General features: G+C 43.5%; 22 protein-coding genes. 19 read left to right on the top strand and 3 right to left on the bottom strand.

All coding sequences use genetic code 11. The annotated features are described in order from the left end of the window. Positions 1 to 16: 16 nt before the first annotated feature. The 4 genes from scrK (at position 17) to IGJ17_RS13940 (ending at position 4,011) form a co-directional block, all read left to right on the top strand. Positions 17 to 889, top strand: a complete 873-nt coding sequence (scrK, locus tag IGJ17_RS13955; RefSeq protein ID WP_002347415.1) for a fructokinase ScrK — start codon at positions 17 to 19, stop codon at positions 887 to 889. Positions 890 to 987: 98 nt separating this feature from the next. Beyond that, a complete protein-coding gene (locus IGJ17_RS13950) occupies positions 988 to 1,737 on the top strand; it encodes an alpha/beta fold hydrolase (RefSeq protein WP_429961547.1) in 750 nt (249 codons plus the stop codon). Positions 1,738 to 1,844: 107 nt separating this feature from the next. Next, the gene (locus IGJ17_RS13945; protein WP_087664604.1) at positions 1,845 to 2,807 is read left to right on the top strand and encodes a rhodanese-related sulfurtransferase; all 963 of its coding nucleotides are present in this window, start codon (positions 1,845 to 1,847) and stop codon (positions 2,805 to 2,807) included. 265 nt (positions 2,808 to 3,072) lie between these two features. Further along, on the top strand, positions 3,073 to 4,011 hold the full coding sequence (locus IGJ17_RS13940) for a 2-dehydropantoate 2-reductase (RefSeq protein WP_008379573.1): 939 nt from the start codon (positions 3,073 to 3,075) through the stop codon (positions 4,009 to 4,011). A 112-nt stretch (positions 4,012 to 4,123) separates the two neighbouring features. Here IGJ17_RS13940 and IGJ17_RS13935 read toward each other — a convergent pair whose 3' ends face one another. Further along, entirely contained in the window at positions 4,124 to 4,912 is a 789-nt protein-coding gene (locus tag IGJ17_RS13935) for a PHP domain-containing protein (RefSeq protein WP_060791485.1), read from the bottom strand. Between the two features lie 132 nt (positions 4,913 to 5,044). On the opposite strand from IGJ17_RS13935, the gene IGJ17_RS13930 reads away from it, so the two are divergent. The 6 genes from IGJ17_RS13930 to IGJ17_RS13905 all read left to right on the top strand — a co-directional run bounded on the left by IGJ17_RS13930 (position 5,045) and on the right by IGJ17_RS13905 (position 10,736). Continuing rightward, on the top strand, positions 5,045 to 5,911 hold the full coding sequence (locus tag IGJ17_RS13930; RefSeq protein ID WP_429961546.1) for an AraC family transcriptional regulator: 867 nt from the start codon (positions 5,045 to 5,047) through the stop codon (positions 5,909 to 5,911). Positions 5,912 to 6,145: 234 nt separating this feature from the next. Further along, positions 6,146 to 7,219: a Gfo/Idh/MocA family protein gene (locus tag IGJ17_RS13925; protein ID WP_429961545.1), complete on the top strand. Its 1,074-nt coding sequence runs from the start codon at positions 6,146 to 6,148 to the stop codon at positions 7,217 to 7,219. A 30-nt stretch (positions 7,220 to 7,249) separates the two neighbouring features. Beyond that, the gene (locus IGJ17_RS13920; RefSeq protein ID WP_086316569.1) at positions 7,250 to 8,002 is read left to right on the top strand and encodes a sugar phosphate isomerase/epimerase family protein; all 753 of its coding nucleotides are present in this window, start codon (positions 7,250 to 7,252) and stop codon (positions 8,000 to 8,002) included. Further along, the gene (locus tag IGJ17_RS13915) at positions 7,999 to 8,718 is read left to right on the top strand and encodes a ThuA domain-containing protein (RefSeq protein ID WP_005228207.1); all 720 of its coding nucleotides are present in this window, start codon (positions 7,999 to 8,001) and stop codon (positions 8,716 to 8,718) included. The genes IGJ17_RS13920 and IGJ17_RS13915 overlap by 4 nt, the downstream gene beginning before the upstream one ends. After that, entirely contained in the window at positions 8,715 to 9,683 is a 969-nt protein-coding gene (locus IGJ17_RS13910) for a sugar phosphate isomerase/epimerase family protein (protein WP_005233928.1), read from the top strand. The genes IGJ17_RS13915 and IGJ17_RS13910 overlap by 4 nt, the downstream gene beginning before the upstream one ends. A 24-nt stretch (positions 9,684 to 9,707) precedes the next feature. Then, positions 9,708 to 10,736, top strand: a complete 1,029-nt coding sequence (locus IGJ17_RS13905; protein WP_060791480.1) for a Gfo/Idh/MocA family protein — start codon at positions 9,708 to 9,710, stop codon at positions 10,734 to 10,736. 78 nt (positions 10,737 to 10,814) lie between these two features. Here IGJ17_RS13905 and IGJ17_RS13900 read toward each other — a convergent pair whose 3' ends face one another. Then, entirely contained in the window at positions 10,815 to 11,723 is a 909-nt protein-coding gene (locus tag IGJ17_RS13900; protein ID WP_008380365.1) for an ArsR/SmtB family transcription factor, read from the bottom strand. Between the two features lie 246 nt (positions 11,724 to 11,969). Here IGJ17_RS13900 and IGJ17_RS13895 point away from each other — a divergent pair, with 246 nt between their 5' ends. From IGJ17_RS13895 to IGJ17_RS13855, 9 genes are all read left to right on the top strand, one after another. After that, a complete protein-coding gene (locus tag IGJ17_RS13895; protein ID WP_061053285.1) occupies positions 11,970 to 13,211 on the top strand; it encodes an extracellular solute-binding protein in 1,242 nt (413 codons plus the stop codon). Between the two features lie 155 nt (positions 13,212 to 13,366). Further along, entirely contained in the window at positions 13,367 to 14,242 is an 876-nt protein-coding gene (locus IGJ17_RS13890) for a carbohydrate ABC transporter permease (RefSeq protein ID WP_016612866.1), read from the top strand. An 11-nt stretch (positions 14,243 to 14,253) separates the two neighbouring features. After that, entirely contained in the window at positions 14,254 to 15,087 is an 834-nt protein-coding gene (locus tag IGJ17_RS13885) for a carbohydrate ABC transporter permease (RefSeq protein ID WP_042890647.1), read from the top strand. An 18-nt stretch (positions 15,088 to 15,105) separates the two neighbouring features. After that, positions 15,106 to 16,899, top strand: coding sequence for a glycoside hydrolase family 2 protein (locus IGJ17_RS13880; protein WP_429961544.1), 1,794 nt, complete (start codon positions 15,106 to 15,108; stop codon positions 16,897 to 16,899). Between the two features lie 30 nt (positions 16,900 to 16,929). Further along, entirely contained in the window at positions 16,930 to 18,336 is a 1,407-nt protein-coding gene (locus IGJ17_RS13875) for a glycoside hydrolase family 43 protein (RefSeq protein WP_429961543.1), read from the top strand. A 205-nt stretch (positions 18,337 to 18,541) separates the two neighbouring features. Further along, positions 18,542 to 19,468 (top strand): alpha/beta fold hydrolase, encoded by a 927-nt coding sequence (locus IGJ17_RS13870; RefSeq protein ID WP_429961542.1) that lies wholly within the window; start codon positions 18,542 to 18,544, stop codon positions 19,466 to 19,468. 125 nt (positions 19,469 to 19,593) lie between these two features. Continuing rightward, complete coding sequence (gene serC, locus IGJ17_RS13865; protein WP_005233933.1) at positions 19,594 to 20,673, top strand: 3-phosphoserine/phosphohydroxythreonine transaminase; 1,080 nt, start codon at positions 19,594 to 19,596, stop codon at positions 20,671 to 20,673. Then, positions 20,674 to 21,858 carry a phosphoglycerate dehydrogenase gene (locus IGJ17_RS13860; protein WP_005233935.1) on the top strand — a complete coding sequence of 395 codons (1,185 nt, stop codon included), beginning with the start codon at positions 20,674 to 20,676 and terminating at the stop codon, positions 21,856 to 21,858. Further along, positions 21,858 to 23,081 (top strand): DUF1015 domain-containing protein, encoded by a 1,224-nt coding sequence (locus IGJ17_RS13855; RefSeq protein ID WP_429961541.1) that lies wholly within the window; start codon positions 21,858 to 21,860, stop codon positions 23,079 to 23,081. The genes IGJ17_RS13860 and IGJ17_RS13855 overlap by 1 nt, the downstream gene beginning before the upstream one ends. Before the next feature lie 42 nt (positions 23,082 to 23,123). Here IGJ17_RS13855 and IGJ17_RS13850 read toward each other — a convergent pair whose 3' ends face one another. Beyond that, entirely contained in the window at positions 23,124 to 24,473 is a 1,350-nt protein-coding gene (locus tag IGJ17_RS13850) for an Nramp family divalent metal transporter (protein ID WP_008380385.1), read from the bottom strand. Positions 24,474 to 24,521 lie beyond the last annotated feature (48 nt).

Genomic DNA, 24,521 nt, shown 5'->3' with positions numbered 1-24,521 from the left:
AAAAGGAGCGATGTGCATGTTATACGGTTCGATTGAAGCAGGCGGCACAAAATTTGTGTGTGCCATTGGCGATGAAGAAATGACGATCAAGGAAAGAGTGAGCTTTCCGACAACGACACCTGAGGAAACAATGCCTTTAGTCATTGATTTCTTCAAACAATACCAAGCAGATTTAGCAGGGATTGGGATTGGCTCATTTGGGCCCATCGATATCCATCGCGATTCTGCCACTTATGGGTACATTACCTCAACCCCGAAATTGGCATGGCAAAATTTTGATTTCATCGGTACCATGAAAAAAGAATTTCCGATCCCTATTTCTTGGACAACAGATGTAAATGCGGCTGCCTATGGTGAGTATGTCTTCGGCAGTGGCAAAGGATTGAGTAGTGTCGTTTACTACACGATCGGTACAGGTGTTGGCGGCGGTGCCTTACAAGAAGGGCGCTTTATCGAAGGATTTAGTCATCCAGAAATGGGGCATATGCTGGTCGTCCCTCATCCAAAAGATGACTTTGCTGGCAGCTGTCCATTTCATGGCAACTGTTTAGAAGGGATGGCCGCTGGACCAGCCATCGAAAAACGCTTAGGGAAAAAAGGACAAGAGGTTGCAGAAGATGATCCTTATTGGGAGATCGAAGCCTCCTATATTGCTCAATGTGCCTACAATACAACCTTGATGTTTTCTCCAGATGTGATCATTTTTGGCGGTGGAGTGATGAAACAGCGCCATATGCTGCAAAACGTCCACGACGCATTTGCAAAATTGGTCAATGGGTATGTCGAAACGCCTGAGTTAAGCAAATATATCGTGACCCCAGCATTGGAAGACAACGCTGGAACCCTCGGTTGTTTGGCATTGGCTCGAGAAGCGGTCTTACATTCATAAATAAAAAAAGATCATACTCTTTGGGTATGGTCTTTTTTTGCAGCGTATCAGTGGCGCTTTTGGCGACTTTTTGTATACTTAAGCTGAGGTGGAAAAGAATGAAATTAGCTGTTCGAAAAAGAAAAATCGGGAATATTCCGGTCTTAGAAGTCGTACCAGAAGAAATGATTTACGAGCCGCTGCCATTGATTATTTACTATCATGGCTGGCAGACGAGTAAAGAATTAGTGTTGACACAAGGCAGAAAGTTGACTAGAGAAGGTTTTCGGGTGGTCTTGCCAGATGCAGCCAATCATGGGGAGCGCAAGACCCAGCTATCGGAGATTCCTTCTTTAACTTTTTGGCAAAGTATCCAAACCAATCTATTTGAGTTTTCTTACTTAGTCGATTTTTTTGAAAACCTTGGTTTGGTCAACGGTCAGATCGCAGTTGGCGGTGTCTCCATGGGAGGGATGACCACGTGTGGTTTATTATGCCAGCATCCAGAAATCACAGCGGCAGCTTGTATCATGGGTTCTCCTTCCATGTTGAAATACCGTGACCGCATCCAAATGCACGCCGGCGCTGCTGGGTTCTTTGTACCCGAGGATTATGGTCAGCTTTTAAGCTGGATGGATGCTTACGATCTGTCTTCTCAACCAGAGAAATTAGGACAGCGTCCCCTTTTATTTTGGCATGGTACCCAAGATGAGAAAATTCCTTATGCTGATGTGGAAGCCTTTGTGGCAGAAAATCCAGAAGCAAATCTGCAGTTTATCTCGCGAGAAGAACGCCATCTGGTGCGTGGAGAAACGATGGATCAAGTCACAGCTTTTTTCGTGGCAGAGCTCAATAAAACCAATCCATGACACTGTTTGCTCAAAGAAAAAGATTGTGTGAAAAGGTACAAGCATAAAACTCGTTTTTTGTCACGCGATAACCTATACTGTAGGGTACAAAAAAAGGAGGAATTGGTTTGACATACCGCGTTTTATTATTTTATAAATATACAACAATTGAAGATCCGGAAAGCTTCGCCAAGGAGCATTTAGCATTTGGAAAAGAAATTGGCATCAAGGGCCGTATTTTAGTAGCCAATGAAGGGATCAATGGCACGCTTTCTGGAACGGTTGAAGCAACAAATCGCTATATGGAAAAAATGGAAGCTGATCCCCGTTTTAAAGGGATTTTTTATAAAATCGATGAAGTAGAAGAACATGCGTTTAAAAAGCTATTCGTTCGTCCGCGCAAAGAATTGGTTTCATTGAACCTGGAAGATGACATCGATCCATTAGAAATGACTGGAAAATATTTAGATCCTAAAGCGTTCAAAGAAGCTTTGTTAGATGAAGATACCGTGGTGATCGATGCCCGTAACGATTATGAATATGACTTAGGCCATTTCCGGGGAGCCGTTCGTCCCGATATCCGCAGCTTCCGTGAGTTGCCGCAATGGATCATCGATAATAAAGAAAAATTTATGGATAAAAAAGTCGTTACTTATTGTACTGGTGGTATCCGTTGTGAAAAATTCTCAGGCTGGTTGCTGCGAGAAGGCTTTGATGATGTGGCCCAACTTCATGGTGGTATCTTTGCTTATGGGAATGACCCAGAAGTTCAAGGCGAGCTTTGGGATGGCAAAATGTACGTCTTTGATGAACGCATTAGTGTGGAAATCAATCATGTGGATAAAAAAGTTATCGGTCGCGACTGGTTTGATGGCACACCTTGCGAGCGCTATGTAAACTGTGCCAACCCAGAATGCAATCGCCAATTTTTGACTTCTGAAGAAAATCAAGCTGCCCATTTAGGTGCCTGTAGCTATGATTGTGCCATCCACGAACACAACCGTTACGTGGAACAACATGGGATCACAGAAGCGGAAAAAGCTGAACGGCTAAAAAACTTTGCAACAAACAATGAAACAGTCACTGCCTAAAACGACAACTGTTTCACAGGAAATAATTGAATAGAAGGGTCGCACGTGAGTCCGAAAACTGGTTTCGCTCAGTCAAGTTTTCAATCTTCCGTGCGACTTTTTGAATGGACAAAATTGGAAACGACCGTTTTTTAATTATCTGAAAAATCTAACTATTCCAATTGTTCTTTTTTCTTTCCTATCGAGAAAAAACGCAAGGCTCTCGCATATTTCACGATTTTAGAGTAAACTATACCTAATTGTGGAAGAGGAAAGAGGAATTCAGATGAAAATTGTTATTGCTGGTGCAGGTGCTATGGGCAGCCGTTTTGCTATTATGCTAAAAAGAGGCGGAAATGACGTCACGTTGATCGACGGCTGGCCGGCGCATATCGAAGCGATCCGTGAACACGGATTACGAGCGAACTTAAACGGTGAAGAGATCGCAGTCCCTTTTTCGATCTATTCGCAAAATGAGATCCCAACGACTGTACAAGCAGACTTGATCCTGGTCTTTACTAAAGCGATGCAACTGGATCAAATGATGCAAACGATCAAACCGATGATCGGAGAGCAAACGAAAGTCTTATGCTTATTAAACGGGATCGGTCATGAGGACACTATTGAAAAATATGTCAGCACGGATAAAATCTTTTTAGGAAATACCATTTGGACGGCGGACTTGATTGGTCCTGGTAATGTTCGCTTGTTTGGGGATGGTTCTGTAGAACTGCAAAATATCGAACCGGGCAAAGAAGAAGATGCCCGTCAATTGGCGGCAGTCTTGGCTGATGCTGGGTTAAATGCGTCTTATTCTGAGAACATTCGCTACTCCATCTATCGCAAAGCCTGTGTCAACGGCACACTAAATGGTTTGTGTTCGATTTTAAATGTGAATATTGCCCAATTCGGACAAACCTCAACGGCGCGTGCGATGGTCCAAACGATTGTGGAAGAATTTGCGGCAGTTGCTACCCATGAATCTGTTGAACTGGATGTATCCGAAGTAGTCCACCATATTGAGGAAACCTATGATCCAGAAGGCATCGGAATGCACTATCCATCCATGTATCAAGATTTGATCAATAATCATCGCAAAACCGAGATCGATTATATCAATGGCGCAATCTCACGAAAAGGCCGCAAGTACCAAGTGCCAACGCCTTATTGTGACTTTTTGACTCAAATGATCCATGCTAAGGAAGATATTTTAGCAGCAGAATAACCTAAGTAAATCTATTCTAAACATGCAAAAACGGCGTATCCTTTTAGGGTTCGCCGTTTTTTTTGTCCATTTATTGAAAATGTGTTGTTGTAGAGTGCATTCAAAGGTGACGCTATTGAGCAGGCAGATCCGCCATAAACCGTTCGCTACCTTGAAAGACCGCTAATTGATTGACACCAAAGGAACGCAATAGATCGCTCATCGCTGCAAAATCTAACCGATAGTCACTGGCTTTATGGGCATCAGAGCCGAGGGTGAACAATTTACCACCGACACTTTGATACAGCGGGATTGCATATTGATAAAGGTGGGCATTTTGATAGGGGCCAAAGCTCTTCGCGTTGATTTCCATCGCTAAGTCACGGGCAACGATTTTTTTGAAGATCGTCGTTAACTCTGTTTCAAAATGGGCGGCCAATTCCTCAGCTGTAAATTGGAAACGACGCAAGCCATAATCAAAGTGGGTCACGATGTGCCCGTCAGAAAACGAGTCCAACACGTGGGCCATTTGGTCAAAGTATTGTTTGGCGACTGCAAATTTGTCCTTGTTCAACACGGCATCGTCCATATAATCAAAGGTACCGTTTTGATGGATACTGATCAATTTCAAGTCATAGGGATGGCTTTCAAGATAGCGCAAGATTTCTTGTTCTTGACCAGGCACGACACCAATCTCGATGCCTTTTAAGAGTTTCGTCGCTGTGGTCTCTTGCAGCTTCTGGTGGGTATTTACTAGTAATTCATAGTCAGGAATATCATCACGGAATCCCGAATAGGGGTTCTTCAAATCGAAATGATCTGTCGCAACGAAGTAGGCAGGCTGGTAAGCAAGATAATTCTCAAACTGTTCATCTGAATCAAAAGACAAAAATGTATGCAGATGTTGATCATAATAATTCATAAACAAGACTCCTTTTCTTGAATACGATACCACAAAAAAGCAGAAGAAACTATGATTGGCTGAGAAAAGGTTTTCTCTTAGGCAATTTTTCGCTTATAATAAATAAGAATAGAGCGAAGGAGTCGGTCAGCCATGAGTATGTATCTTGAAATTCCTGAATTTGAAAGTGAATTTCGTTTTCGAACGTTTCTAAATGATGGTTTGACCATCGTTTATCCCCATGTCCATAAAGAAATCGAGATCATTTACGCTAAGCGCGGCACGGTGAATATTGGTGTTGACGATACGATTATTGAGTTGAAAGAAGGGGATCTATATCTTTTTTCCAGCGGGCAGCCCCACTACTTTCTTGCATCACCTGAGAGTGAACGCTATGTCTATCAATTTGATATGCAGCTTTTTGAAGAGCCGCTGCTGCGAGAAAATGAAGTATCCTTGATGACACTCTTTGAAGAAGGGGAGCCCCACAGCAAAAATTGGCCAGCGAGTTTTACGGAAAAAATAACAGGTCTCTTGATCGAGTTGTATCAGTTGGAAGAGGAAAATGTTGTTGGGAAGCGTTATTTGACTCTCGGGCTGCTTTACCAGTTGATCGGGGAGTGCTATCAAAGTTTGCCAAAGCGCAAACAAGCCGTCAATCCGCTAAAACGAACGGCCGCACAATACAAAGAAACCTTGCAGCGTCTGAATGATGTCTTTGAGTACATCGAATCTCATTACCAAGAAGTCTTGACGATGGAGGACACCGCAAGACATGTAGGGTTTAGTCCCCATTATTTCACGCGTTTCTTTAAAACCAATACTGGCAAGACCTTCATGCAGTTTTTGACGGAATACCGCATCAATCAAGCCAAATTTATCTTGGCCAATGAAAAGATCCCCATGGCAGAAGTCGCTGAAAAAGCAGGTTTTGCCAGTGTTAAAACATTTCACCATGTCTTTAAGGAAGCCGTTGGTCAATCACCGTTGCAGTACCAGAAACAACTGAATCAAAATTGATAGAAACAGCCGATGAGCCTTTGCTTGTCGACTGTTTTTTTGTCAATTTGGCACTATTTTTTTCTCGATAATGTTTTTTTAAGCGCTTTGCATAAATTGTGGAGTGGTTCTTTTTGTTAAAGTTTCATAAGATAATTTTCGGGAATTTTTTCAATGGAAACTGGGAAGAACTGCTTTCGATGTTTCGCTATAATGAGGGGGTAGAAAATAATAAGCGTTTTCAGGAGGAAAGATATGACAGTTAAAGTTGGAATCATTGGGTGCGGTGGGATCGCAAACGGCAAGCACATGCCTGCCTTGTCTCAAGTAGAAGAAGTAGAAATGGTTGCCTTTTGTGATCTGCTGGTTGAACGTGCAGTTGAAGCGAAATCAGCATTTGGGACCGAAGATGCCCAAGTATTCAGCGATTATCAAGAAATGTTGGCACAAGCTGATCTAGATGTGATCCATGTGTGTACACCAAATGCCTCACATGCTGAGTTGACGATTGCCGCACTAGAATCGGATTGTCATGTCATGTGTGAAAAACCAATGGCAAAAACAGCGGCAGAAGCCAAAGCAATGATCGAAGCAGCCAACCGAACAGGGAAAAAACTCACGATCGGCTACCAAAACCGTTTTAGAAAAGATTCTCGTTATCTTCATGAAGTGTGCGCCGAAGGACAATTAGGAAACATTTATTTTGGGAAAGCTCATGCGATCCGTCGTCGGGCTGTGCCAACTTGGGGTGTTTTCCTTGATGAAGAAGCGCAAGGCGGCGGTCCGTTGATCGATATCGGTACCCACGCATTGGATCTGACCTTATGGATGATGAACAATTACAAACCAAAATTTGTTGTCGGAAAAGCGTATCATGAGTTGTCGCAAACCAAAAATGCCGCAAATGCTTGGGGCCCTTGGGATCCAGAGAAATTCTCAGTAGAAGATTCGGCCTTTGGTTTTGTGGTCATGGAAGATGGCGCAACGATTTTCTTAGAAGCTAGCTGGGCGCTCAACAGCTTGGATGTGAAAGAAGCCAAAACGACACTGATGGGCAGCAAAGCGGGTGCGGATATGAATAACGGTTTGACCATCAACGGAGAAGACCACAGCTTGCTGTATGAAAAAAATATCGAACTTGAAACAGGCGGCGTTGATTTTTATGAAGGAAACGGGGAAACGCCAGAAATTTTAGAAGCACAATCGTGGATCCATGCGATCATCAACGATACCGAACCAGTGGTCAAACCTGAAGAAGCAATGGTCGTGACGGAGATTTTAGAAGCGATCTACAAATCATCGCAAACCGGTGAGCCAGTCTACCTATAAGAACTGCTGGAAGAAAAGGAGCGAGCATAAATGACAAAACCGAAAATCGCTTTACAGCTTTGGAGTATTCAAGAGGACTGCAAGACAGATCTTTTTGAAGCGTTGAAAACAGTTAAACAAAACGGCTATGACGGTGTTGAATTTGCCGGTTATCATGGACACAGTGCTGCTCAGATCAAAGAAATGCTGGAGCAGTTGGATTTGGCGGTCGCGGCTTCCCATATCCCGTTTGAAGCATTGCGAGATCGTTTTGAAGAAACCGTCACTTTTGAAAAAACGATTGGCAATCAACGGATCGTCATTCCGTATGCCAGTTTTGATTCTTTGGAAAAATGGCAAGCCTTTGCTGCGGAGCTGACCCAGATCACCCAAAAGTTGCAAGCAGAAGGGCTGACTTGCTACTACCACAACCATGCCCATGAATTTACTGAAGTTGCTGGAGAATCTATGATCGATGAACTGATCAAAGACAATCCGCAACTGCGTTTGGAAGCCGACCTTTACTGGTTATCCTTTGCAAACGTGGCTGTTTTACCTTGGCTAAAGGAACGCGAAACGAAGGTCGGCTTGGTTCATATCAAAGATATGCAAGAGCAGCCGCAGGAAAGCACCGAGATCGGCAATGGGATTTTACCAATCAAGTCGTATGTAGAAGCAGCTAAAGCATTAGAACTACCATGGTTGATCGTCGAGCAGGAAGCGTTTCAAAAATTCGCTCCTTTAGAAGCCAGCGGGATTGATTATCTGCAATTAAAAAACATCGTAGAGGAGGTCTACCAATGATCCACGTTACGGTATGGAACGAGTTTCGTCATGAAAAAACGAATGAGACCGTCCAAAAAATGTATCCAGAAGGAATCCATGGTCAAATTGCCAAGTTTTTAGAAGAGGATGATTTCCAAGTGCGAACGGCGACCCTTGATGAACCAGAACACGGGTTGACGGAGCAAGTATTGGCTGACACGGATGTGTTGGTTTGGTGGGGCCATATGGCGCACGAAGAAGTCGATGATGCTATCGTTGCTCGTGTGCAGCAGCGTGTATGGGAAGGAATGGGACTGATCGTCTTGCATTCTGGTCATTTTTCGAAAATCTTTAAAACCTTGATGGGAACGTCGTGCGATTTGAAATGGCGAGTAGACGATCAGCATGCGCGGATCTGGAATGTCAATCCAAGCCACCCAATCGTTGAAGGAGTCGGCGAATGGATCGAACTAGAGCAAGAGGAAATGTATGGCGAGCACTTTGATATTCCAGCGCCGGATGAATTGATCTTTGTCAGCTGGTTCCCCGGTGGTGAAGTTTTCCGTAGCGGCTGTACATTCCGCCGTGGGAATGGCAAGATCTTCTATTTCCAGCCTGGTCATGAGACATTCCCAAGCTATTACAATCCCAAAGTGCAAAAAGTGATCCAAAATGCGGCTCGCTGGTGTGCACCAACAGAAAATCGTTACCCAACATATGGGCATTTTCAAGCAATTGAGGAGGAAAGAAAATGAAATTAGGTGTTTTTACCCCGTTATTCAATCAACTTAGCTTTGAAGAAATGATCGATGAAGTAGCGAAAAAAGGGCTGCAAACCGTCGAGATCGGTACCGGTGGTTCTCCAGGCAATGCCCACTTAGACATTGACCGTTTACTAGCAAGTGAAGCAGAGCGAAAAGAATACTTAGCGAAATTAGCTGATAAAGGATTGGAAATCTCAGCTTTGAGCTGTCACAACAACCCAATCTCTCCATTAAAAGCAGAAGCGCAAGAAGCCGATGAACTTTTGCGCAAAACCATCAAATTAGCCAGCTTAATGAATGTACCTGTTGTGAACGGATTTTCAGGCGTTTCAGGCGGAAATGCAACAGATACACAAGTCAACTGGCCAGTATTGCCATGGCCGACGGAATACGATGACAATTATAATTATCAATGGGAACAAAAACTGATTCCTTATTGGAAAGGCATCAACACGGAAGCGGAAGCGGCTGGTGTTAAAATTGGAATCGAACTTCATGGCGGCTTTTTGGCACATACCCCTTATACGATGTTGAAACTGCGGGATGCTGCGGGTAAAGCCATCGGCTGTAACTTGGATCCAAGTCATTTATGGTGGCAAGGGATCGACCCAGTGGCAGCGGTCAAAATCTTAGGGGAAGCCGATGCGATCCATCACTTCCATGCCAAAGATACGTATTTGGACCAAGACAATATCAACATGCATGGCTTGACGGACATGCAGCCATATAGCAATGTCAAAACCCGAGCTTGGACCTTCCGTTCAGTCGGTTGCGGCCACAGCTTACAAGTTTGGTCAGATATTATTTCTGCACTTAGAATTTATGGGTATGATTATGTCTTGAGTATTGAGCATGAAGATCCAATCATGTCCATAGATGAAGGACTAAATCGTGCCATCAGCAACTTGAAGACGATTATGATCCGTGAAGAAGCTTCATCCATGTGGTGGGCATAAGAAGAAAACCGAGGAGTGTCAGACATGAGTGCAATCAATTTTGCAGTAATCGGATATGGCGGCATGGGTGCGTACCATGTCCACAATATCTTACCAAATGAAAACGAACGAATCCACATCGTAGGAACTTACGATATCAATGAAGAACGTCAAGCGATCTCACAAGAAAAAGGCCATAAGATCTTTAAAAGCTATGATGAAGTCTTAGCCGATGAGACGATCGAAGCAGTATTGATCGCCACACCTAATGACTTGCATAAAGAGTTATCGATCGCTGCATTGAGAGCAGGCAAACATGTTGTTTGCGAGAAGCCTGTTGCGCTGAATACTGCGGAACTAGATGAGATCGTGGCGGTTGCCCAAGAAACCGGCAATACCTTTATGGTTCACCAAAACCGACGTTGGGATCCTGATTTTTTACTTGTACGCGAACTGTACCGTAATGGACAGATCGGCGATTTGTTCCAATTAGAATCACGGGTCCAAGGGGCAAACGGCATCCCAGGAGACTGGCGTCATGTGAAAAAACAAGGCGGGGGAATGCTCTTAGACTGGGGCGTTCACTTGCTGGATCAAATGCTATGGCTGATCGACAGCCCAGTGAAAGACGTCAAAGCGGATCTTAGCTTTGTGTTGGGGGAAGAAGTCGATGATGGGTTCTTCGCTTTGATTACCTTTGAAAATGGGGTCAAAGCAATCGTGGAAGTTGGAACCTCCAATTACACGCAATTGCCTCGCTGGTACATCAAAGGAACGGAAGGAACAGCCACCATCACCGATTGGGATCTAAATGGTGAAATGGTTCAGGCAACAGGTCGCGAAGACGTGGCCGCACCAAAACCAGTTCAAGCAGGCGTTGGCTTGACGAAAACGATGGCACCGCCATCGGAATTGGCAGCCAAAGAGATTCCTTTCCCGAAAGCCGAAGCGGATTTTGAACCTTTCTACAAGAATTTTTACAACGTTGTACGCAACGGTGCCGAACCTATCGTTAAAAACGAAGAAGTTCGAGCAGTGATGCAGTTGATCGAACGCATTTTTGCCACAGCGTAAGAGAATAGAAAAAAGCACTAGCTGAGGGAGTGGTCTCTCTTCGCTACGTGCTTTTTTTGTGTAATGGAACGACAACAGTCATTCCGATACGTAAAAATTGAACAATAAATCTTGAGGATAATTTCCCCATCGATCGCCGAAAATGGTCAAACCACCAGCGTTTTCGGCAGTTGCAGGTGCAGCAATTTTAAAGGTGAAAAAGTCACTGTGGTCTAAGTCGATTTCATTCAGGTTGTGATCTGTTAATTTTTCTCCATCGAGGGAAGTATCATAGCGATTGATGCGTAAATGCTTAAGCAATCCATATTGACTGAACTCATCGATCCACCATTGCGGAGTCAGAGAACCTCTGACATCCGAAAAGTTTCCTGGTACGGTGTAACTACCGATGCAGTGATTGTTTAAGTAAAAGGAAAGATCACTGGGCCAATAGTTATTCGAAATTGGGAACTCTGAAGCGATCTCCATACTGATTTCCAGTAATTCGATTTTTTCACCATTTTTCAAAGGATTTGGGATTTTGTATTCTAAAAAACCGTTATTTAGCCAGATGATACTTGCATCAACACGTTCTTGATCCAGAAAAGATTTTGGATCATCTAAGGCGCCAATCAAGCGGTCTTTGGTCGCCATTCCACAAGAAGGCTCAGCTTTAAAATCGGTGAAGTGGCCGATTTTCACAGATTGGGAGGTTAGATTCATTTCTGGAAACACTTTTGCTGGGAAATTGATATTGATGAAATCAGTTTTTAGAGACAAATATTTTTTCTTCCAGTCTTGCCCCGATCCTTTTTCGGTTTTGATCAACTGAGCTTCTTCGAGTTTACGGATATGTTTGGTCATTAAAGCATTGCTGATTGCTAATTTTTGTCCAATTTCACTGATGCTTTTCTTCTTATCGCCTAATTCTCTTAAAATCGCTAAGCGAGTTTCATTTGCCAGTGCTTCGTAGATCGGTAAAGATGCGTTCGTTAAATCCAATTCCATAGCGATCACCTCGTTATACTAAAATGTTTAATGAAAAGATGGTTTAATTATAACACAACCTTGTGGGTTTACAAAATAGTAAAATGATATAATTTTTGGTTATACCTTGTTAAAATAATGTTGACAGCGCTTTATATTTATAGTAACTTTACGGTGTAAACATTATTTGACGATAGTCTAACGATTATGTTTATTGATAATTGGATGTCATTTTACTTTTTAGTTAAATTAAAAGGAGTGTAAAAAATGAAAGTAAGTAAATCTATTGTTTTAGTAGGGACAAGCTTATTATGTACAGTGTTGTTAGCTGCTTGTGGCGGGAGTGGTAGCTCAAGTAATAATTCAGAAATTTTGCTTTGGTCTTCGACGACAGGACCAGACGGTGAAAAAATCAAAAAAACGATTGATCAATACAATGAAACAGACCCAGACTTTAAAGTGAAGTTAGTAAGCATGCAAGGTGACACCTTTACTTCAAAGTTGACGACTGCGGGGAAATCGGGGAAAGGTGTTCCTGATTTGGCTTTGATTGCCTCAGAAGCTTTGCCTACGTACAAACACCAAGACATGCTTGAAACTTGGGATGACATGATCGATGGGACAGAATTGGCACGGGAAAACTACGTTGAAGCTGCTTGGGACACTGGTGTAGTGGATGATAGTCAATATGGGATTCCGGCAACCATGGGTTCGTGGGTGATGTATTACAACCAAGATTTGGTGGATAAATATGTTCCAGGAGCGTTGGATGATGGCGTAGTGACGTATGAAGAAATCAGACAAGCTGGGGAAAAAGCAAAAGCAGATGGTATCTATAGTTTTGGCTATACATGGGGCATGCAGAATTATTCGAATCTCTACCAACAAATGGGTGGGGAATGGCAAGATGCACAAGGAAACATCAATATAGATAATGAGTATTCTTACAATGCCGTTCAAGAGTTTAAGGATCTGTACGATGCCGGCTACATGGTCCCAGATGGTGAAGATGCAAATAAACTTTTTGCAAACCAGCAACTGATTTTTCTTCCAGAAGGAACATGGATGCTAAGTAATATGGAAGAAATCAGTGACTTCACTTGGGGCCAAACATTTACTCCTCAATGGGATGCGGAACATATCATTCAAGGTTCAGGCGTCGATCAGTTTGCAATGTTCAAAACGAACGAGGAACGTTCCGATGAAAAGAAAAGTGGCATGGTCGACTTTCTGACTTGGTTACAAGCAAACCAATTAGAGTGGGTCAAATCAGGTGCAAATCCTACTTCCTTAGCTATGCTAGACAATGAAGAATATGTTGAGATGCCACAATCCTTCTTATTGAAGACAGAAAAAGGACAAGCGGCAATTTCTGTTAACGCAGTTGATGGCTTATCGTATATCTTTGGTGAATATGATAATCGCTCATGGGACATGATCACAGGAAAAGCAGATATTCAAACGACTTTTGGTGAGATCCAAAAAGTTGTAGAAGAAAAGATGAAATAATCTTCTCACATAGAGGCTGTGGCAGAAGGAAGAGCGACCATAAAAAGAATTCAGTCCATTTTTTGATAGGGGAGGAATTCTGATAGGCTTAAAGGGCTGTCACAGTTGTTTCTTGTTGAGAGCTGCACTAGAAATACAAGGAAGGATGGGTATTGATGAAAAAAAGGTTAAATGGCTGGCCAATCGTTTTTATTGGTCCGCATATGCTCCTTTTTCTTTTATTCTTTTTAGTTCCTGCAGTGATTGGGATCTATGTTTCTTTTACTGAATGGGATCTGTTCAGTACACCGATTTTTGTCGGGTTTGATAATTTTCAAACGATTTTGTTTGATCAAGACTCGTTGTATCATACGCAATTTTTTAATGGAATGAAAAATACGCTGTTTTTTGCGGCAATCTCCGTTCCGTTATGTATTGTAATTCCCTTGTTACTAGCGGTTGCATTGTCTGCTAAACCAAAAATGATGCGTTTTTTTCAATCGATTCTCTACCTGCCAACATTATTTGCAATCTCTGCCGTCATGATTATTTGGGGGTTCCTTTTGAGCAAATCTTTTGGGCCAATCAAAGAAGTATTCGGTATCGACATCAATTTTGTAGGCACGCAACCATGGGCATGGATCGCTATTTTGATCGTGACAATTTGGTGGACATTAGGTGGGAATCTAATTATTTATGTTGCTGCATTAAATGGCGTCTCTAAAGAGCAGTTAGAAGCAGCAGAATTAGATGGTGCAAATAGTATAACGAAATTTTTCCGTATTTCTTTGCCGAGTATTCGCAACCAGCTTGTTTTTACCACGGTCATGACGACCATCGCTCAGTTTAATATTTATGGTCAGCCACTAATGTTGACGGGTGGCGGACCCAACAATTCTACTCGCGTGTTGATGATGTACATCCAAGAAAATGCTTTTGGTAGTAGTACCTCGGTTGCAGGAATTTCTTCAGCGATGGCTATTTTACTAGGTTTTGTAATCATGGCAGTTTCGATTGTGCAATTTATGGTCATCAAAAAAATGGAAAGATAGGAGGGATGAAGATGCGAGAAAACAAACTAGGGAAAAGAATTGCCTTTATTTTGCTAGCGATCGTCTGTGTGATTTGGCTCTTTCCTTTGATATGGGCAATTTTTACCTCGTTTAAATCGGAGGCAGAGATTCAAAAGGTTGGGTTCAGTTTGATTCCGCAAGATTGGACGCTGGCTAACTTTTTGGGCTTGTTACAAGGCAATGATTCTTCTCCTGTGTTCCGTTGGTTTGTGAATTCAATGATTATTTCAACTTCACATACGCTGTTAGTTATGGTGATCGTCTCGTTTGCAGCCTATGGCTATACACGACTCACCTTTAAGGGGAGAGATTTGATTTTTGCCTTATTGTTAGGAACGATGATGTTTCCCGGGGTGGTCAATTTGATCCCGAATTTTAAAATCGTTGATACGTTAGGTTGGACCAATACATTTCTGGCAGTCATCGTTCCTGGAGCAGCAGGTGTTTATAACATTTTTCTCGTTCGGCAGTTCATTTTAGGGATTCCTAAAGAATTGGATGAATCGGCTGTGATCGATGGGGCCAACGAGTTTCAAATCTTTTATCATATCATTTTACCGTTGATCAAACCTGTATTGACGGTGGTTGCGTTATTTAGTTTTACTGGCTCATGGAATGACTTCTTGTGGCCATCGATCGTGATAAACGATATTGATAAATTACCGATTACACCGGGGCTGCAATTGCTACAAGGGCAATACATGACCTATCCGGGAATTGGAACTGCTGGAGCAATCTTAGCCTTGATCCCTACCTTTTTATTGTATTTGGTGGCGCAAAAAAGCTTTATGGCGTCAATGTCGTTGCAAAGTGGCATAAAATAATTTGTTTTTGGAGGAAATATGAGTAGAGAAGAATACCCGAGACCGCAATTTGAGAGAGAGAATTGGTTAAGCTTAAATGGTGAATGGCAATTTGCCTTTGATGACCAAAATCTTGGTTTAAAAGAAAAGTGGTACACAAACGAAGCAAACTATCCGTACAAGATCAATGTTCCCTTTGTCTATCAAAGTGCATTGAGCGGCATTGATCATCGAGAAGTGCACGACGTTGTATGGTATTATCGGACCTTCGATGTGCAAGTCCCTGAAAAAAGTCGTGTCCTTTTGCATTTTGGGGCGGTGGACTATGAAGCAGATGTGTTTGTCAATGGAAATCATGTGAAAAATCATTGCGGAGGGCATACCTCGTTTGATATAGACATCACGGATGCTCTAGTATCTGGACAAGAGCAAATACTGAGTGTGCGAGCATTTGACCCGCATTTTGATGAAAGCATTCCACGGGGGAAACAATTTTGGGAAGAAGAATCAGCAGGAATCTGGTACACAAACTCAACAGGGATCTGGCAGCCAGTCTGGCTTGAAGTAGTTGCCGAAACCCATCTGCAACAGGTGAAATTTACGAGTGATTTTGATGCTGGCGCCGTTAAGATCGATGTAGAACTGAATCAGTTACAGCCACAAGTAGTCTTAGAATATCAAATCTATTTTAAAGGTGCTTTAGTTACCAGCGGAAAGGCAGACTTTATCACTTCTAAGTTGAGTTTGGCGGTTGATATTTTCCAGCAAGAAATTTTTCGGACGAATTTTCACCACGAAGGCTGGTCTTGGACACCTGAAAAACCGCAATTATTTGATGTAGAATTGACTCTTAGAGAAGCAGGGAAGGCCATCGATCAGCTAAAAAGTTATTTTGGTATGCGTAAAATACATACAGAAAACGGTATGATTTACTTAAATAACAAGCCTTACTACCAGAAGTTGGTTCTCGATCAAGGCTATTGGCCGAGCGGCTTGTTAACTGCACCAACAGATGAGGACTTTAAACAAGACATCTTATTGGCCAAAGAAATGGGATTTAATGGTTGCCGAAAACACCAAAAAACAGAAGACCCACGCTTTTTATACTGGGCAGATAAATTAGGATTTCTTGTTTGGGGAGAGTGTGCGGCGCCGGCAATCTATACCGATCTTTCGGTAACGCGCTTGATGCAAGAGTGGACAGAAATCATTACTCGGGATTATAGTCATCCTTCGATCGTTACTTGGGTCCCAATCAACGAGAGCTGGGGTGTGCCAAAAATCTCATTTGATCGTCAGCAACAGCATTTTTCTCAAGCGATGTATCACTTTATCCATTCGTTAGACCAGCAACGGTTGGTTATTTCAAATGATGGTTGGGCGATGACGGAGACCGATATTTGTGCGATTCATAATTATGCGCATGGGCAAGAATCTGAGCGGCAAAAATATCTATACTTTAAAGACAGTCTCAGCACGAGAGAAAAATTGGTGAGTCGAGTATCGACCCCCTGGCCGATTTTCGCTGGAGGATTTTCTTATCAGGATCAGCCTATTTTATTGACCGAGTTTGGTGGTATTGGCTTCGATGTTTCGGGGCAACCCGGTTGGGGCTATACCTCAGTGGAAAATCAACAAGATTTCTTGAAGGATTATCAGCGAATCATGGTGGCTGTTTATGACTCTGTCGGACTCTGGGGCTATTGCTACACTCAGTTGACAGATGTCGAACAAGAAATCAATGGGTTACTGACCTATGATCGCCAACCAAAAGTTGATTTGGCAGCAATTAAAGAGATCAATGAGCAGTTTCATCCACCGCAGGTAGAATAAAATGATTGGTAAGGAAAGGGGCGATGTCCGATGGGGAAATCAGCAGCTTGGCTCAGTGGAGTAAGTATCTTGATTGCTGCGCTTATGATAACCGGTTGTAGCGCTGGAACTGATCCAGGGGAAGAAGTGTCCGATTTTACTTCAATTATCGATAATGATGGGGCAGATCCTTGGATCTTGCAAACGGAAGCGTTCTTTTATTATACCAAAACGACTGGGAATAATTTAACGCTTTGGCGTGCTGAAAACCTCTCTCACGTTGCTGCTGGTGAAAAAAAGATCATCTGGGAAATGCCAGCAGAATTTGAAAGTATCTGGGCACCTGAGCTTCATTACTTAGATGATCGCTGGGTGATGTATTTCGCGGCTAATCGTCCTTCAGAAACGCATCGTATGTACGCATTAGTCAATCATCAAAAAGATCCTTACATGGGTGAGTGGCAATTGGAAGAGATCAAAGGGATGGATGATAAATTTGCGATTGATGGAACAGTCTTAGAGATCAATGACAAACGCTATTTCCTTTGGTCGGGCTGGGAAGGGTATGAAAATGTTGCGCAAAATCTTTATTTAGCGGAAATGGCCTCCCCTACGGAAGTGATCGGGGAGAAACGACTTATCTCAGAACCAGAATATGAATGGGAAATGCGGCAAACACCATTGATCAATGAAGCCCCTCAAGTGATGATCAAAGACGAATCAGTCAATTTGGTATACTCTGCCAGTGGAAGCTGGGACAATGATTACGCTCTTGGTCTTATGACCCTAGATGTGGCTGATGATCCGCTAGAAAGAGCGAACTGGCAAAAGGAACCAGCGCCGATTTTCCAACAGACAAACACTGTCTATGGACCTGGTCATAATGGATTTGCCAAATCAAAAGATGGTTCTGAAGACTGGCTGATTTATCATGCTGCTCGGTGGGATCATTCGGGCTGGAACCGTTCGATCCGCTTACAAAAGTTTGGTTGGGATCAAGAGGATAAAATTCTACTGGAAGCTCCTTTTGATGAGTGGCATGTTCAAGCGTTGCCAAAAGCTGAGCCCAATCGACTGCGATTAACTGCTAGCCGTGCTTTGCTGGAGGGCGATTTAGTGCTTGTCGAAGATGAGGCAGCACTCTCTAAGAAAGTCGTCCAAGGCTTTGAATCAACGACTGACAAAATTATCTTTGCTCCGCAGATTGAAGAAGCAGACGAATTTCTGGTGATTGCCTATGTCAAAACCACTGATTATCTCTCCTTGAATGACCCAATTCAGGTCAGGATTGAAACGAAACAAGCAAACCACGTGGTGGATGTCTATCCTTCCGAATATTATCAACCGCTACAAGTCCGCATGAAGTTACCGAAAGGGGCGCAGGAAATCACCCTTTCGTCTGAGATTGGGGTGGATACGCTAAGTATTGATCGTTTAGAAATCGTCAAATTCAAATAAAAAATAGTGAGGAAGTTTTCCAATCCAAGCGATGGGTAATGATCGTTTGACTCCTGCTACTTTGTCTCTAGACAATGTGGCAGGAGTTTTTTTATCCTCGCAAATTCCCAACTCCTACCGCCATAGCCTAAAATTCCATGTATAATAAAGAAAACGACCGTTTTATTTGGCGGAGGGAAAAGAAAAAGCAAAAGAGGTGCAAACTATGAGGATGAATCAAGAAAAGCTGACTTCATCAAATGGGAAGGATCAGCTTTTTGTCAAAACGTGGCTGACAGAAGAACAGCCAAAAGCAGTCGTGCAAATCGTCCACGGAATGATTGAGCACATTGAACGTTACCACGAGTTTGCGGAATGTTTAACTGCACAAGGCTATGCGGTGGTCGGTCATGATCACTTAGGGCATGGGCAATCCGTGAAGGACACACAGGCTTATGGGCATTTTGGTGAAAAAGAGGGTGCCAAACATTTAGTGGCAGATGTGGCAATAGTCCATCAGTACGCCGCTGCTTGCTATCCAGACCGACCATACTTTATCTTAGGTCACAGTATGGGATCGCTGGTTTTGCGGAATTATTTGTTTAGTCAGCCACATCCATTGACAGGAGCGATCATCATGGGCACCACGATGGAAAAAGCCGTGCTGATGCAAGGAGGTAAACTCGTTACGAACTTGTTGCGGCCGTTTGCCGCTCAGCAATGGCCTTATCACGTAATGGAACAGCTAGTTTTTGGCCGGCACAACCGGCGTTTTCGTCCCAATCGGACCGCCAAAGATTGGTTGACCAGTGATCCGCAGCAAGTGGATCGCTATTTGAAGGACCCTTACACCCAATTTCATTTTTCTTTAGCAGCTTACAAGGATCTCTTTACATTGACACAAGCTGCCAGTGATCCGGATCAACTGCGCAAGATTGATTCAGAATTGCCGCTGCTGCTGATTTCAGGTGGAGACGATCCTGTTGGGCACTATGGCAAAAGCGTCCGCCAATTGGCTCAGCAACTGAAGCAAAATGCTGACGTGACGATGTATTTGCTCGAACATGGCCGTCATGAGATTTTGAATGAGCGCAACCGCGAGATCGTTTACAATGAAATTTCTCGCTGGCTATTTGAAAAAATGCCGAAATGACGAACGTTAAGAAATTGGTAGTCTTTTCTGAAAATTCAAAATTATTTTCTCTTTTAAGGCTTTTTTCATTTTCGGCTATCTGTTATAATGATTTTCACATCTAACATAAAGGAGAGATTTTTTGTATGACAGTTTATAACTTTTCAGCTGGTCCTGCCGTATTGCCCCGTCCCGTATTGGAGAAAGCACAATCCGAACTTTTGAATTACCGCGGAAGTGGGATGTCCGTTATGGAGCTGAGTCATCGGTCCTCCTTGTTTGAAGCAATCATTAAAGATGCAGAAGCACTTTTACGAAAATTAATGGGAATTCCTGAAAACTATCAGGTACTGTTTTTACAAGGCGGCGCGAGTCTCCAATTCAGTATGATCCCTTTGAATCTTGCACAAAACAAAAAAGCCTTATACGTAAATACCGGTTCTTGGTCGAAGAAAGCTATTGAAGCAGCAAAAGCGCTTGGAAACGTGACGGTGGAAGTCATTGCCTCTAGTGAGGATCAAAACTTTACTTATATTCCAGAAATTTCAGAAGATGCGATCGATCAAGAAGCGGCTTATTTGCATATCACCACGAACAATACCATTGAAGGGACGGCCTTTCAAACGATTCCGCAGGCTGGCAATGTGCCGATCGTAGCAGACATGTCCTCAAATATTTTAGCCAATGACTATCGCGTAGAAGACTTCGGTGTGATTTATGCTGGGGCCCAAAAGAATATTGGTCCTGCAGGGTTGACGGTAGTGATCATCCGAGAAGATTTACTCAATGATGATGCTGTTTTCGCTCCAATGCTGGATTATCGTCTACAGGCTAAAAATGACTCATTGTACAATACACCACCAACGTATGCTATCTATATTGCTAAATTGGTGTTTGAATGGTTGGAAGAATTAGGCGGCATTCCTGCAATTTTAGAACAAGACCGCCAAAAAGCGGCGCTTTTATACGAAACGATCGAAGCCTCTGCTCTTTACAGTAGTCCTGTGGCTGTTGATAGCCGTTCACTAACGAATATTCCTTTTGTAACAGGGGATAAAGCATTAGATCAGCGCTTCAATGAAGAAGCTGTCAAAGCTGGTTTTGAGAACTTGAAAGGGCATCGTTCCGTTGGAGGAATGCGAGCAAGCTTGTACAATGCCTTTCCATTAGCTGGCGTTCAAGCGTTAGTCGACTTTATGAAATCATTTGAAGCGGAGGTCAAATAAATGTTCCAAATCAAAACATTCAATGCGATCGCACCAGAAGGATTACAGCGTTTAGAAAAAGAAAAGTATGCCATCAACGAGAGCGACCAACCGCAAGGGATTTTGCTGCGCAGCCAGAAATTGCACGATTACGCTTTTCCTGAAAGTGTCTTAGGTATTGCTCGTGCAGGGGCTGGGACCAACAACATTCCCGTCAAAGCATGTACTGAAAAAGGGATCGTCGTCTTTAATACACCCGGTGCCAATGCCAATGCGGTCAAAGAATTAGTGATTGCTAGTCTGCTCTTAAGTGTCCGCCCGATTTTACGAGGTGCCCAATGGGTCCAAACCTTGAACGGTGATAATGTGGAAGAACAAGCAGAAGCACAAAAAAGTCAATTTGCTGGAACAGAGTTAGAAGGTAAAAAGTTAGGAATCATCGGCCTTGGTTCTATTGGAGCGATGGTTGCCAACGATGCTTATCGTCTAGGGATGGAAGTAGTCGGTTATGATCCTTACGTGTCAGTGGATACTGCTTGGACGATCTCTCGTCGGGTCAAGCGTGCCAATGATATTGCGGAAGTCTTTTCAACCTGTGATTTTATTACGGTTCATGTGCCGCTAATGGAAAACACGCATCATCTCGTCGGGGAAGCCGAACTTGCGAAAATGAAACCAACAACGAAGCTATTCAACTTTTCCCGTAAAGAAATCGTCGATACAGATGCCGTTTTACGTGCCTTAAAAGCCGACCGTTTAGCGGGCTATACGACTGATTTTGCAGATGAACAATTGCTGCACAATGAAAAAGTACTCGTCTTGCCGCATTTAGGTGCATCAACAGAAGAAGCTGAAGTCAACTGTGCCAAGATGGCAGCCCGAACATTGAAAAAATTCTTGGAATTCGGGACCATCAAGCGCTCGGTGAATTTTCCAACCGTTGAGATGGCTTTTCATTCGCCTTATCGTCTGACGATCATCAATCGCAATGTACCGAATATGTTAGGTCAGATTTCGTCGATCATTGCGGAATCTGGGATTAATATCGACAATATGCTGAATCGTGGACGGGAAGACTTTGCTTACACCCTAGCCGATGTCGCTTCTGAAGATGAAGCCTTATTGAATCAATTAGCCGATAAACTGCGGGAGAACGAAAATATCGTTCGTGTACGGGTCATCAAGAATCAGGAGGTTGGGTATTAATGGTTCAAGTATTTCCGTTTAAAGCCATTCGTCCAGAAGCCTCATTGGCAGAACAAGTGGCCGAGCTGCCTTATGACGTGGTCAATTCACAAGAAGCCGCAGCGTTTGCGCAAGGCAATCCTTACAGCTATTTCCACATCGACCGTTCGGAGATCGACTTGCCAGGAATCGATCCTTATGATCCACAGGTGTATCAAAAAGCGGCAGAAAATCTTGCATCTTTTCAAGAAGCAGACTGGTTGATCCAAGAAACGGCGCCCGCATATTATTTGTATGAATTGACGATGGCTGGCAGAAGTCAAACTGGGCTTGTCGCCTGTACCTCGATCGATGATTATGTCGCTGGGAAAATCAAGAAACACGAGTTTACCCGACCAGAAAAAGAAATCGATCGGATCAATCACATTCTGGCATGTGATGCCAATACAAGTCCGATTTTCTTGAGCTATCGCCAACCAGCAGCAGTCAAAGAAGCAATCGATGCGTGGCAAGCAGAGCATGCGCCGATCTATGATTTTGTCAGCTATCATGAGGTGCAGCATCGTGTTTGGCTGATCGATGATCCAGCGCTAGTCGCCTCTTTTGCCCAGCAGTTTCAGGCTGTAGATGCCCTCTATATTGCGGATGGACATCACCGTACAGAGTCAGCAGTTAAAGTTGGCTTGCAAAAGCGAGCCGATGGCCAAAGCAGCCAAGAAAGCGACCGCTTTTTAGCAATCTTATTCCCAGAAAATGAATTAGCGATTTGGGAATACAATCGGGTTTTGCGGGTACCAGTGCCAGAAACCTTTTTTGAGCAGGCAGCCCAGCATTTTACGATTCAAGAAACTACAACGAAGAAACCAGCGCAACGTGGTTCGATTCATCTGTACCTAAACCATGCGTGGTGGGAGTTGACCATCAAACCGGAAGCTGTGCCGCAAGATGCGGTAGGACAGCTGGATGTGTCGCTTTTACAACAATACGTGCTGGCTGATATTTTCGCGATCCAAGATGTGCGGACAGACAAACGCATTGATTTTGTCGGCGGGATTCGTGGTCCAGAAGAATTGGAGCGTTTGGTGGATAGCGGAGAATGGACATTGGCTTTTTCCATGTATCCAACGCAAATGGCCGATCTTTTGGCAGTAGCCGATGCGGGAGAAATCATGCCGCCAAAATCAACTTGGTTTGAACCAAAACTGTTGAGCGGTCTGTTTTTACATGATTTAGAAACGAATTAACCAAAAAAGCTTACGAGGCTACCTCGTAAGCTTTTTTCGATATTAGAAGTTGCCGAGTGTTTCGATGATCAAGCGGACATTCAAGACCGTCAGTGCAATGGCACAAATCCAGCCTAAGGTAGAGACCCATAGCGGATTCTTGAAGCGTTCCCCCATAATTTTTTTTGAGCTGGTAAAAAGAACCAGCGGAATCATCGAAACGGGTAAGGCGATGCTTAAAAAGACTTGCGAATAGATCAGCAGATCGTCCAGAGCTTGTTCGTTGCCGCCAAAGTAAATTGTACAAAGCAAGACGGGGATCACCGATAAGCCACGGGTGATCAGACGTCGCGCCCAAGTAGGGATCTTCATATGGATAAATCCTTCCATCACGACTTGGCCTGTCAGTGTCCCAGTGATCGTTGAATTTTGACCGGATGCCAAGAGCGCTACGGCAAACAGAACGCTCAAGACTGGACTGGCGACAGCGCCAGCAATGGAGGAATCTTGCAATGCATTGAACAGCGCGGAGAAGGTGCCGACTTCTTCGCTATGACCAAAGAACAAGGCGCTTCCTAAGATCAAAAGCAGGCAATTGACCAAAAACGCAGCGGATAATTGGATATTGGAATCCCAAGTAGCGAACCGCACGGCCGTTGCCACTTCTTGGGTATCGCTGCGATCGATTTTTCGTGACTGGGAGATCGAAGAATGCAGATAGAGATTATGGGGCATCACAGTCGCACCAACGATCCCCAATGCCATTGTCAGCTGCCCATGGTTCAAGACTTGTTTTTGCGGAATAAAACCTTGCAAGACAGCCGGTAGATCCGGTTGAGCAATAATGACTTCGTAACAAAAGACCAGCATAATGACCAAAATCAGTGTCATGACGATCGCTTCGATTTTACGGAAACCTAGTTTCATTAAAAAGAGCAGAAGCAATACATCGAAAATCGTTAAGATGACCCCAACTAATAACGGTAAGCCGAATAGTAGATTGAGAGCGATCGCTCCTCCGATCACTTCCGCGATATCCGTTGCCATGATAGCCAATTCGGTGACGATCCACAAGACAAAGCCTAAACCTTTGCTGGTGTGTTTACGAGTTGCTTGCGCAAGGTCCATCTGGGTCACGATCCCTAGCTTGGCTGCCATGTATTGCAGTAGCATAGCGATCAAACTGGAAATCAAGATCACAGAAAGTAAGAGATAGCCATATTCAGCACCGCCTCCGATCGAGGTGATCCAGTTTCCTGGGTCCATATAGCCCACGGCTACCAATGCCCCAGGACCAGAGAACGCTAAGAGATTGCGCCAAAAGCTGCCGTTTTTTGGGATGGCAACTGTATTATTTATTTCTTCCAAGCTAGGACCGTTGGCCGCTTGGATCAATTTTTTTTCTTCATTCATCGTTTCACATCCTATCTTTTTAGGTATACCTAAAAACAAATCTATTGT

Source organism: Enterococcus sp. DIV1096b, from assembly GCF_050498765.1.
GTDB lineage: Bacteria > Bacillota > Bacilli > Lactobacillales > Enterococcaceae > Enterococcus_D > Enterococcus_D entomosocium.
This window is presented reverse-complemented; position numbering and strand designations above follow the sequence as displayed.